The following is an 11418-nucleotide window of genomic DNA, read 5'->3' on the forward strand; positions in this document are numbered from 1 at the left end:
ATGGCCGTTGAAACTCACCGCCTTACATCGAACGTTGACGAGATTATTAACAACGTCAACTTGTCTGTGCAAGGCATTCCGTTTGACCTGGTGGACTACCACGTTAAGCGCGCGCTGGTTGATTTTTGCAGGGAGTCTCATTTCTGGCTTGAAGATATTGGCCCTGTTCGCGTGGTGCAGGCGTCCAATACTTATGACGTTCCTGTATCGCAGTATCAGCGCGCGATAACTATCCATCAGATCATTGCCACCAAGGGTGATGATGTTATCGAGCTGCAGCGAAGCTCAGACCCAAATGTCCAGTATCGCTTTTGGCAGTACAGCGATTTTACGTTTGAGGTTCATCCGCACATTCCATTGATTGGTTACGACCTATCCATTATTGCAGCGCTCGAACCCGGCATTATCGGCCCGTCACGAGCTATCAAGGTGTCTCAGTCGTTACTTGATGCCTGGGTTGACGCTCTTACGGCCGGGGCTCTGGCTCGCCTGCAAAGAATACCCGGCAAAGAATGGACAGACCTGGGCCAGTCGCAATTCAACGAATCAACGTTCAAGCGAGAAGCACGGCGCGCGCGCCGACAAAAATCACGCGGGTTTTCAGGGGCGCCCGATAAACCTGTTCGCAAGGCGAGGAAGTTTTACTAATGGCCATTCAAACACGCAATGTCACTGTAACGATAAATGATGTGAATGGTGATCTGGTTGAAAATGCTCGGGTGGAGATAAAGCTTCGCGGCCTTGGCAATGGTCCTAATGGGGCAGTTGCTCCTAATAAGGTGGAGCAGTACACAAATGAAAATGGGCAGACCATCTTTAAATTATGGGAAAACAGGCAAGATTATTCAGACACTTATTATGAGGTGTCGAGCTATCATCCAGACGGTTACTCAATTCATCGCCGTGAGATTTTTCGGGTTTACGACTCAGATGCAAACTTAGCTGAACTTATCGCGGCTGGCTTGGTTGCTATTGATCCAACGCAGGCGCTAGCCGATCAAGTTGCAGCGGATAGGGCGGCAGCTGCAAACAGTGCGTCTCAAGCTGCTATCTCAGCGGCTGACGCTGAAAGCGCGAAGGATGATTCTGAATCCGCAAAAGATTTAGCAGAATTCTTTAAGGGTCAGGCTCAAGAGAGCGCCAGCAATGCCGAATTGAGTGCATCGCTGGCTTCATCTTCTGAGCAATCTGCCGAACAGAGCAAATTAGATGCGCAGGCTTCCGCAGCCGCAGCCGCTTCCTCAGAGGCCAACGCTACGGCAAGTGAAAATACGGCAGTTGCCGCCAAAAATGATGCTCAATTAGCAGCGAGTCAAGCCGAAGGTAGTTACAACTCAGCTCGACAGTCTGAGCTAAATGCGGCGGCGAGTGAGGACGCAGCCGCTAACCATGAGTCAGGAGCGCTGGGCTATTACAATTCGGCAAGAGCTGAATACCAAGCAGCGGAAATTGAAGCCGGAAAAGCCGCAGCAAGTGCAATTGAGGCTGCTGGGCACGAAAGCAATGCTCAAGGCTACGCCACTAATGCGCAAAATAGCGCTGATATTGCAGCAGATCACACCGCGCAGGCGGAAGGCCATGCTGATCGCGCGGAAAATGCCGAAACCGGTGCAGTCGCTGCAAAAAATGCGGCAGAAGCGGCGGCAGCCAGCGTCAACAATATTCACAACGGCGACGGCGCACCTAGCGACTCTCTCGGTGATAACGATGATTACTATATCGATAATCAATCCTCAGAGCTTTACGGTCCAAAGACTGCGGGAACGTGGGGCACGCCAGTGTCTTTGGTTGGCCCAGAAGGGCCAGAGGGGCCGCAAGGGCCAGCAGGCACAGGTTCCGGCGATGTAAACGGCCCAGCAACATCAGCTGTTGGGGCGCTCGCTGTTTTTGGCAACGCTAGTGGAGACTTATTGGCGGAAGGGCCGTTGCCTTCCGAGTTCGTTAAGCACACTGACAAAGTAACAGACCAAATAGACACCACAGTCGGAAAAATTTTGACGACTGGCGGCTGGATGGGGTGGGGTAAAACACTTCGCCTTACAAGCTCTTATGATCTTTTTGATTTGCCAATATCGGGAGTTGCCAACCTGATATGTGATTGGGTGTCTGCCAGCGTGCCAAGCAACCTTCCGGCAGGCGTATCTAATGGTCTAGGTTTTTATTCTCAAGAGGGCGCTGCACGTTCTTACTGGCGCGTCGTTGACCTGGATACAGGCAAGACTCATGAGGCCTTCCGTCAAAGCGGGTCATGGTCAACCTGGAGTGACGCCGTAGACAAATCAGAGCTGTCTCAAGTTGCATTTTCTGGTGACTACAGCGACCTATCCGGCAAGCCTTCTCTCGGTTCGCTCGCCGAAAAATCGTCCGTCAACAATTCTGACTGGTCGGGCACTGATTTAGCTATCGGCAATGGTGGGACAGGCGCTAGTAACGCAGCAGATGCGCGATCTAATTTGGGGTTAGGCAGTGCGGCTACGGCTAGTTCATCGAGCTTTGCGACGGCATCTCAAGGGAATAAGGCCGACACAGCTGTACAGCCTGGGGATCTCTCTGCCGTGGCGACATCTGGCAGTTACGCTGACCTTTCTGGAAGGCCTACGCTTGGGGCGCTAGCTTCAAAGTCTACCGTTAGTAATTCTGATTGGTCTGGAACTGACCTTGCAGTTGCGAATGGTGGTACCGGCTCTAGTAATGCAAGCGGTGCGAGAACAAATTTGGGGCTTGGAAGCGTGGCAACAAGAACCGCTGTGAGCGGCCCCACAGATAGCACCTCCAATAGAATGGTAGACAACGCTCGGTTAGCTGAGGCTTTGTCAGAAGTCGGCGGTGGAGGGTCAACGTATCCCGTGGTTGATACCGGTATCCGTAACGGTACCGGCTCTATCCCGTCTGGTAATTGGGTGGATGTTGCCCCTTCAACATCTCCCGGCCCACATAAAAGATACACATTTAATTTCGATTGCTCTTCTCATAATTATTGGATGGGGTACACGACAGAAGGTCAATTGATTCAAGGTACGACTCCATCGTATGCCCTTGAGCATGAGGTTGTTTTCAATCTGCAAAATTTACCTAATCCTGCCTCTTCTGCGGGATTTATAGGGTTTATTGAGTGGAGAAATTTACTAGCAAATTCAAGTAGAGCATCTGCTTATCCTGTATTTACTGTCCCTTCTGGTTGGACAGTAGAGTGGTCTGCGGGAAGCATGCCAGCACTCGGCTCTGAAAATAATGAATGTGATGTACTCCAGTTAAAAGCGTGGCCAGGTAGTATGACAGTTGTTGTTTCTGTTGTAGGAGTATACAGGCCATGATAGCTCCACAATTATTTCCGCAATTAGGATTGCTTGAAGACGAAGTGTTAATGATTAGTTCTAACGCGGAGTTGGATGAGTTACCGCCTGGACTTTACGAATTCACCTATAGAGGTGCTGGAGGGGGAGGGGCAAGACAAGTGTTCTCCTATACGTGGGAACAAAGAGCCGGAGATAGAGGTGACACCGAGAGTGGGCAGCTAGACTACCTTATGAGTAAACAAGAGTTTATTGACAACCTCTACCTCGGCCCCGGAGGTGATGTAGGGGAAGATGGTGGGAATACTCGACCCACTCCTAACCTGCCTTTAGCTAGCGGAGGTGATGCAGGTGTCCCAAGTGAGAGTGGGCCTGCCCCTTCTGGCAGTAGCGTCCCGGATTCTGTTGGCACAGTTTCAGGTATTCCTTCTTATTGCAGGCCTGACGAAACCACTAGCTCATCTGTTCGTGGTAAAGGCGGTAAAGGGTACCGCTCAAGTACAGGGCCTGCAGAGGATGGATATTCAGGTTATATAAAATTTAGGAGGGTAAAGCAGTGAATTTCTGCAACGCCGAAAACGGACAGTTAGTGACAAAGGCTGAAATCTTAGCTGCGATTAAAATGGCCCATCCTAACAAGTCAGTTCCGTTGAGTTTTTCTAAGCCCATTCCGTCGATGTTTAAGCGTTATGGCTTTGCAATTGTGCGTGAAGCTGACCCGCCTACTTTGCCACACCCTTTAGCTACAGCAACATTAGGTGAGCCTGAATATGTTAACGGAGAGTGGCGGCAGAGCTGGGAAGTTAACATGCCCAGCAATGAAAAAGCGAAAGCATGGAAGCTCGAAGAGATAAACAATAAGGCAGAAGATTTGTTGGCTCAGCTCGACGCAGGCTACCCGGAGCGTGAGGTTAAGGGGTGGTATAAGCAAGAGCAGCAAGCAAGAGCTTGTAAAGCCGGAGAAACAGATACGGCGATGTTGGATGCTGCTGCACTTGAGCGGGGGGTGACTAGGGAAGAAATGGCCGATCTGATTTTGGCGAAAGTAAATGTCTATGAAGGAATGTACGGTGCAATTATTGGAAAGCGCCAGCGTCTTGAAAGTGACGTAGAAGCTCTGGACGCGGAAAGTGAAACCTTCTTGGATGATCTTGCGCTAATTTCGTGGGGCGAGGCTTAAATTGTGGCGTCGATTACGATACGGAACTTTCAGGCAGCTAACTACGGCATTGATAAAAAAGAACTGCAAAACAATCAGGCGGTCGAGGCGCGAAACTGTGACCTTTCTTCACAAGCGTTGCGTCCAGCTTCAGGATCTATTTCGTTAGGAGAAAGTGTTAATACCCCTGGAGTTGGAACAATATATTGGTTTAACAGGGAAGGTAACTCAGGCGACGGCTATTGGCTTGAGTGGTGGAATGCTGATGTAGACATGGTGCGTGGCCCTATTGCTGACGACCCCTATTATCGACATTATTGGACCGGAAATGGCTCTCCAAAATACGCAACCGCTGACATGATCCAATCTGGATCGGGGCCTTATCCGTCCGGTTCTCGAGGACTAGGGTTGCCGGTGCCTGGCAATGTAGGTGCAACCGGGCCAGATACGGAAAATGCCGAAGATGGGGAGCAAGTAATATCAACGGCGTATGTTGTTACTTTTGTTAGTGATTTAGGGGAAGAGGGACCGCCCAGCTTGCCCTCTAACATTGTTGATCGATATGACAGTGGGTCTGTAAGCCTCACGCTGCCGTTGCCCGGTCCAACTCCTGCCGTTATCACAACAAAAAGGATCTATCGGGCTGAATTAAACGGCGTGTATCAATTTGTTGGGGAGGTTGGTGTATCTCAATTAAGCTGGACTGATTCGGTAGCAAGCGCCGCTCTAGGCGAACCTCTTCCTAGTGATGGCTGGATTGAGCCTCACTTTGCCATGATAGGTTTAACCTCCATTCCAAATGGAGTGCTTATGGGGTGGTGGGACAACAATATTGCTTTTTGTCATCCTTATCAGCCTCACGCCTGGCCTGTTGAGTACCGTTACACGATAGACCACGAAGTTGTAGGGGCGGCGGTAACTGCGGCCGGGGTTATTATTGCCACCAAAGGAAATCCTTATCTTATCTCGGGAAGTGACCCCTTAAACATGAGCGTGAATAAGCTCGATTCAGTTATACCTTGCGACAGTAAAAACAGCATGGTTGATATGGGCGAGTTTGCCGTTTATGCCTCCCCGGATGGTCTTGTTGCGGTTGGTGGAATGGAGGCCCGAATAATTTCCAAAGACCACATAAAACCTGAGTTTTGGCAGTCAAAATTTAATCCTAAATCAATCCGAGGGCACCGATGGAAGGAAGGCAGGTATCTCGGATTTTATGATGATGGGAGTGGTATTAGCGCTTTTACGTTTCGCCCTGATGAGGGGTTCATAGTTTTTCCGGGCGTCAACCTTACCGCTACTTGGACCGACCCGGAAACGGGTGATGTATATGGTTTAGATGGTACCGATATTGTTAAGTGGGGAGAGGGGGCGGACCTTTTCTATCAATGGTCGAGCAAAACTTTCGTTCTGCCGCCAATGATGCCGTTTACTTGTGCCAGAATTGACGCGGGTGCAGCAGGGGTAGTGACTTGCCAAGTTTACCAGGATGGCGTTTCGGTGAAGGCTCACACTGTAAATGATAGTAAGCCTTTTAGGTTGCCTTGTCTGTCTAAGTATAGAGAGCTTAGGTTTGTTTTGAGTGGGCAGGCCCAGGTCAACAGCATTCAACTGGCTACGTCTATGAGTGAAATTGTATGACCCGGAAGACGCGAAATTATCCCCGCCAGTCTCCCCCCATTCCGCAAAACATTGATCCAAACCTAAAGAGAGTTTTAGAGTATTTCAAAGAACAAGCGGACGTAGGTTCTGGTTTTAAGCGAGGTGCGCCAGATGAGCGTTTTGTTCGCCTTCATGAGCTGACTGAATCTGGCTTGGCTAGCTTTAACCCTGCGGCTAACGGCGGCATGGGTGGATTGTCACCCCCGTCTGGAGGTGCTGGAGTTGGTGACGGTGAGGGGCAGCCAGGGTGTCCGCAAAACTTTCAGGTAAGTGGTGGTTACGACTGGATTCATGTGAGTTGGGAACCGTCGCACGGCTGGCCAATTACTGAGGTGTGGCGTAGCACTGATGATAATGTTGCGAACGCTGTTTTAATCGGTACCGTTGGTCGGTTTGGTAGCCAATTTGGGGATATGAGCGCAGCTTACGGTACAGATTATTGGTACTGGGGACGGCACGTCTCTGCCGATGTTCCGCCCAACTATGGGCCAAAGTGTCCGATTAACGGGGCTTATGGCAGGGTGGTTGATCATCCCTCAGCGCTTCTTGAGCAACTGGAAAAGCGTATTAGCAGCTCACAGCTTACCAACTCCCTGAACAATTATATTGAAGGAATAGAGGTAAAGGCTGATCACGCCAACAATCAGTACACCATTAAGATCGGCCAGAACGGTGAGATTGCCGGATTTGGTTTAGGGTTCACAGAGCCAGAGTTTGACCCCAATGACCCCAATCACTCAATGGCTTTGTTCTCGGTGGACACTTTTGCTATTACGTCACCAGGAGCGGAAAATCTTGCTTTCGTAGTGGAAACAGACTACGACGGTAACGGCAATTCGCGGGTAATGATGGACGCTGCGTACATCACTAACTTGGTTGTGACTGATGCAGTTATAAGTACGGTTAACGTTGATAAGCTGGTGGGCAATAAAGGCCAGTGGATAACTGTAAATATCGAAGACGCCAGTATTACCTCGGCGAAAATTGCTTATGAAATTTTCTCTGAAAACTGGGGTGGTACCGGGGGGAATGCCGGGTGGTTGATTGATCGGGCGGGGCAGGCTTGGTTCCACAATGTTTTTGCCCGCGGCGATATTGAGGCTACGACGATTAAGGCCGATGCCGTCAATATTGTTGATACGCTCATGGTTAATGGCAATGCCATAACCGCGCCATACTACCGAGGAAGTTCAGCGGATTACACCACGGGTAGCTCAAGTTGGTACAGCCTGCTTACTTCGTCTGTGGTGGAGACCAAAGGCGGTATGTCTGGGGTATTGATCTGGGCTGTTACCCAAACCACTTCTATTGATGATTATCCTTGGGCTGAGATTCGAGTGGTTAGAAATGGAACGTCTTTGATTGGTGGGGCTATTGGGGCGAGCTTTGGTGACAACAGCACGGGCTCGCAGGTGTTAACGGTTTTTGATCCTACGCCTGGAACGGACCCCACATACAGCATTCAGTGCCGGTCAGTATCAGGCAATAATAGGTTCAGGGTTCCCCGAATGGTTATTCAGGCTTCATACCGATGAAAGGTTCAGTTATTTACAGCAACAACAGCGGTGAGATTTTAGAGGTTTGTGCACCACCTCTCTCCAGTAAGGATATTGCCAGACTTGAGCCTGGGCTTGGCTTTATTCATGTGGAGTCCATCGCGGATGATTTTCTTGATGGATTTTATATCGATAATGACGTTCCAACTCCTAAAGCGTTGATGTCTCTTTCTGTATCAGGCCCGGTAGTGGCGGGAGATGATTGGGTTGTTACTGGGATACCAACGGGGGCAACTGTTAAATACCCTGGTGGCGAGATAGTTGTGAATGATGGCTATGTGTCATGGTCCTCGCTTGAGCCGGGGCGTTATCCGTTTGAAATCAAATCCGTCCCATATATTACCGAGGTAGTCTATGCCGAAATTACCTCAGCATGACCCCGTAAAAGAGCGGTCGCGCAAGGAGTCGTATGAAAAGCTGGAGGCGGATGGCGAAATGCAGGAAGCCATTTGGGAGGCGTTGGAGCGTGTGGCCGAGCAGGGTATAGACCTTGGGCAAAAGTTTGCAGCGGTATCGCAAAAGCGAGCCCGGATTAAGCGCGACGCCAAAGCTAGATAAGGCTATTTTAATCCTGTATATTAGTACAGTCGGTGCGAGGTGGTAGTGAATTTAAAACGACTGGCCCCTTGCCGGTTTGAACGGTGGCGCGAAGAGGTGGAACGTCTAAGCCATACCGTTAATGACCCAGATATGTTTGATCGAATCAAAGAGGCTCTGCTTAATCGCAGGGCCTTTTTTTTTGAGTCTGAGCACGGAATCGCTGTTCTCAAGCCTTGCGCTACTCACGCTTTGGCATGGGTGGCCATTTCTTCAAATCACTGCGGGCGTATAGGTCTGGAGTCGTATTTTTCGGAGCTTGAATTTCTTGCTCAAGTTGCTGGTTCTCCGGCCCTGCAGTTCTGGACAACACGAAAAGGCTTCACTCGAATTTGCCAGCGAAGAGGCTACCAATCATGTGCTTCTGAATGGCGCGGCACACCAATTACCGTTTGGGAAAAACCATTATGTTTGATGACACTTTAACGCCTGATCCGATGGAAGAGCGGGCGCATTTTAAGCCTGTTTCTCTGTTTAATCGGTTTGGTGCGCAGAAGGTTTATTACAAGGGTGATGCCCAAGAGGTGGAAGAAACGCCTTTTGAGAAAGAGGCTGCAAAAGTCGCACAAGAGCGATTCGAGTATTACGAAGAAAACTACGAGCCCATTAACGCCGAGTTTCGTAAGAAAGTAGATGAAATGGATTCTGACGGTGCCTATGGCTTCGCTGAGGGGGCTGCGAGAAGCGGCACCATGGCTAAGTTTGGAGAAGCAAAGCAGGGTGTTATGAATAGTCTGCACGCCTCTGGTGTTAATCCTAATTCCGGTCGCTCCAAAATGGCTATGTCCAGCTTGGCCGATGCCGAGGCCACTAGCGCTGCTGATACGTCTGCTCGCTCTCTTAATTCGCAGTCTGATGAGCATGCCACCGGCGTTGCAAACGTAGTGGCTATTGGCAATGGTGAGGCAACTCAGGCGCAGCAAGGGTTAAGCGGGCTTGCTCAGCAGTCCGCAAGCAAGGCGGCTGATGATGCGTATGCTACGCACAACTCGAAGGCTGCGAGAAATCAAGCTATTGGGTCGCTTGCTGGTGCTGCGGCGCAATTTGGCGCTGACTCTTGGGCGCGGGGTTAAGGAGGATTTATGTTTAGCATTCTCGCAGCAGATAAAATTTTTGGCAGCAGCAACGATATAACGAAAGCAATGCAGGCGGGATCTATTTCGAACCACACTGGCCTGCAAGATTACTTTATGGGGTCTGATGTGAACCCAGATCATGAAGCTAGCCATCGAATGGCGGGTATTTACCGCGCCGACTGGCAAAGCTATTTGGATAACTACGCTCCATACGACGCGAAGTTGCGTGACTTGGTTATGGGGGATGCCGACAACCAGGAAGCCATTGACCGTGCACGCGAAACCACGCGCGAATCTTTTGACACCTCGCGCGATGCGCTTAAACGAAATCAAAGCCGCATGGGGTTGAGCTTGGCCCAAGATGAGGCTGACGTTCAAAGCCGGCGCAGCCAGCGCGCATCCACATTGGCGGAAGTGAACGCCGCCAATCAAACCCGGTTGCACATGCAAGATCGTGACATGCTGATGATGGCTGGCGGCATGGCGGGCGGCCTTAAAGAAGCGGCTACAAATCCAGTAGGGGGTTACTAATGGCTTATTCGCTAATGCAGGCTGGCCAGAACATGAAGCGCAGCTCCATGCAGGGTTTGGCTGCCGCACAGCAGCGCGACGAAGAGCGCGAGCAAACCAACGAAAACCTGAAAGAAGCCAAGCGGCAGCAAGAGACCTCTGGGGCTATGACTGGCGCAGCCTCTGGCGCAATGATGGGAACACAAATTATGCCTGGCTGGGGCACTGCCATTGGTGCGGTTGCTGGTGGCTTGCTGGGCTGGCTTTCAAGTTAGGATTTAACTATGGCGGGTAACACTAGAGGTTTGAGTTTGGCGACCGGCGTTGATGGCGCTTTGCGTGGTGCGCAGGCAATGTCCAGCCTGATCAATCAGCAACAGGGGCGCACTCTTCGCGATGCGCAAGAGATTCGCAACGAAGAGCGTCACGAGCAAATACAGCAGGATCGCCAGACGGCGAACGACTACCGCGATGAGAAAATGGATGCCTGGCGCCAAGACCGAAAACAGCAGGCGGCCAAAGAGGCCGAGGAAGCACTTATTTTGTCGAGCCTCACAAAGTCAAAATACTTGGCAGAAGATAAACTTTCTAAAGAAGAGCTGGATTTAATGCAGCGCTACCCGCTGGCCAATGTTGAGTACCTGCAAAGCCCGGAAGTGGGCAAGGCAGTGGATACTTTTCAGGGTGTTATGGATGGTCGTATCAAGCTGCAAAAAAACGAGAAAGGCATTTATGACCTGAGCCAAACGCCAGAGGTCGCCGAGGCGCTTATGGTGCTTGAGCCCAGCCTTGCTGCCGGAAATGTTGACGGGAAAAAGGTGCGGCCGCGCCTTCTGGTGCCCACGGCTGACGGTAAAGGTCTGCAGATGGGGCTTGATGTTGATGGTGATGGCGAGATACGCCCGCTCACCAAAGGTCGCTCCAGTCGTGATGATGACGAAGTTTCTACCATTCAGCTAGAGCAGCTAATGAATACGGCAATGGCCGTGGGTAAGGCGCGTGAAATGACTCAGCGCCCAGAGTATTACGAATTTCTGGCAGAGAGTCGTGGCCTGCTGAAACCGAAAGACGGTAATGCCGGTGAGCTGCAAAAGCACCCCGACCTTGGTTGGATTCAGCAGCAGAAAGATGGCACCTACAAACAGTACGACAGCGCGGATCAAAAACAGTCTGGCCCGTCTGCGCCGGCCGATTACCGGCTGGCTAAACTGCTCCAGCAGGAGTATGCCAACGCCGGTCAAGAGTTGAGCTTTGAGGACGCCTGGAACAAAGCAAAAATGTCGGTAAGTGATCCGACTAAATACGTTAAGGATTATGTGAAAGCGAAGCTCGAAACTGGCGCCATGGATGCCGAAGGTAACGAGCTATCGACTGAGCAGCTTGAGAAAGAAGCCGTTGATTCGTATAAGCGCATTCGCAACCTAATGAGCCAGGAAGAGCAGGGCGGATTGTCTGGCGCCGCTCAACAGCAAGGGGCCGCGCAAGGCGGTGCTCAGCAAGAGTTTGATCCAAACAGCTTTCTTGATGGCTTTGGCGTCCCTGGGCAATAAGCCCCGCCAGTAGCT

General features: G+C 50.9%; 12 protein-coding genes. All 12 read left to right on the top strand.

Annotated features, from left to right (window positions below):
• The 12 genes from D568_RS0107850 (at position 1) to D568_RS0107905 (ending at position 11403) form a co-directional block, all read left to right on the top strand.
• Positions 1 to 648: a hypothetical protein gene (locus D568_RS0107850; protein WP_020209041.1), complete on the top strand. Its 648-nt coding sequence runs from the start codon at positions 1 to 3 to the stop codon at positions 646 to 648.
• Positions 648 to 3314, top strand: a complete 2667-nt coding sequence (locus D568_RS0107855; protein ID WP_020209042.1) for a hypothetical protein — start codon at positions 648 to 650, stop codon at positions 3312 to 3314. The genes D568_RS0107850 and D568_RS0107855 overlap by 1 nt, the downstream gene beginning before the upstream one ends.
• A 535-nt stretch (positions 3315 to 3849) precedes the next feature.
• Entirely contained in the window at positions 3850 to 4473 is a 624-nt protein-coding gene (locus D568_RS21095; RefSeq protein ID WP_020209044.1) for a hypothetical protein, read from the top strand.
• A 3-nt stretch (positions 4474 to 4476) separates the two neighbouring features.
• On the top strand, positions 4477 to 6093 hold the full coding sequence (locus tag D568_RS19715) for a hypothetical protein (protein ID WP_020209045.1): 1617 nt from the start codon (positions 4477 to 4479) through the stop codon (positions 6091 to 6093).
• Positions 6090 to 7649, top strand: a complete 1560-nt coding sequence (locus tag D568_RS0107875) for a phage tail protein (protein WP_020209046.1) — start codon at positions 6090 to 6092, stop codon at positions 7647 to 7649. Before D568_RS19715 ends, D568_RS0107875 begins: the two co-directional genes overlap by 4 nt.
• On the top strand, positions 7646 to 8047 hold the full coding sequence (locus tag D568_RS0107880) for a hypothetical protein (protein WP_020209047.1): 402 nt from the start codon (positions 7646 to 7648) through the stop codon (positions 8045 to 8047). The genes D568_RS0107875 and D568_RS0107880 overlap by 4 nt, the downstream gene beginning before the upstream one ends.
• A complete protein-coding gene (locus D568_RS0107885) occupies positions 8025 to 8228 on the top strand; it encodes a hypothetical protein (RefSeq protein ID WP_020209048.1) in 204 nt (67 codons plus the stop codon). The genes D568_RS0107880 and D568_RS0107885 overlap by 23 nt, the downstream gene beginning before the upstream one ends.
• Before the next feature lie 45 nt (positions 8229 to 8273).
• Positions 8274 to 8693 (top strand): hypothetical protein, encoded by a 420-nt coding sequence (locus tag D568_RS21665; RefSeq protein WP_157497746.1) that lies wholly within the window; start codon positions 8274 to 8276, stop codon positions 8691 to 8693.
• The gene (locus D568_RS0107890; protein WP_157497748.1) at positions 8675 to 9340 is read left to right on the top strand and encodes a hypothetical protein; all 666 of its coding nucleotides are present in this window, start codon (positions 8675 to 8677) and stop codon (positions 9338 to 9340) included. Before D568_RS21665 ends, D568_RS0107890 begins: the two co-directional genes overlap by 19 nt.
• Positions 9341 to 9349: 9 nt before the next feature.
• Complete coding sequence (locus tag D568_RS0107895) at positions 9350 to 9874, top strand: hypothetical protein (protein ID WP_020209050.1); 525 nt, start codon at positions 9350 to 9352, stop codon at positions 9872 to 9874.
• Complete coding sequence (locus D568_RS0107900; RefSeq protein WP_020209051.1) at positions 9874 to 10128, top strand: YMGG-like glycine zipper-containing protein; 255 nt, start codon at positions 9874 to 9876, stop codon at positions 10126 to 10128. Before D568_RS0107895 ends, D568_RS0107900 begins: the two co-directional genes overlap by 1 nt.
• A gap of 9 nt (positions 10129 to 10137) precedes the next feature.
• Positions 10138 to 11403 (top strand): hypothetical protein, encoded by a 1266-nt coding sequence (locus D568_RS0107905; protein ID WP_020209052.1) that lies wholly within the window; start codon positions 10138 to 10140, stop codon positions 11401 to 11403.
• Positions 11404 to 11418 lie beyond the last annotated feature (15 nt).

The sequence above is a fragment of the Gilvimarinus chinensis DSM 19667 genome, assembly GCF_000377745.1.
In the GTDB taxonomy this organism is placed as follows: Bacteria; Pseudomonadota; Gammaproteobacteria; order Pseudomonadales; family Cellvibrionaceae; genus Gilvimarinus; species Gilvimarinus chinensis.

Coding starts and splice junctions, on each gene's coding strand:
- D568_RS0107850 (WP_020209041.1), top strand. CDS start 1: ATGGCCGTTGAAACTCACCGCCTTACATCGAACGTTGACGAGATTATT.
- D568_RS0107855 (WP_020209042.1), top strand. CDS start 648: ATGGCCATTCAAACACGCAATGTCACTGTAACGATAAATGATGTGAAT.
- D568_RS0107890 (WP_157497748.1), top strand. CDS start 8,675: ATGTTTGATGACACTTTAACGCCTGATCCGATGGAAGAGCGGGCGCAT.
- D568_RS0107900 (WP_020209051.1), top strand. CDS start 9,874: ATGGCTTATTCGCTAATGCAGGCTGGCCAGAACATGAAGCGCAGCTCC.
- D568_RS0107875 (WP_020209046.1), top strand. CDS start 6,090: ATGACCCGGAAGACGCGAAATTATCCCCGCCAGTCTCCCCCCATTCCG.
- D568_RS0107905 (WP_020209052.1), top strand. CDS start 10,138: ATGGCGGGTAACACTAGAGGTTTGAGTTTGGCGACCGGCGTTGATGGC.
- D568_RS0107895 (WP_020209050.1), top strand. CDS start 9,350: ATGTTTAGCATTCTCGCAGCAGATAAAATTTTTGGCAGCAGCAACGAT.
- D568_RS0107880 (WP_020209047.1), top strand. CDS start 7,646: ATGAAAGGTTCAGTTATTTACAGCAACAACAGCGGTGAGATTTTAGAG.
- D568_RS0107885 (WP_020209048.1), top strand. CDS start 8,025: ATGCCGAAATTACCTCAGCATGACCCCGTAAAAGAGCGGTCGCGCAAG.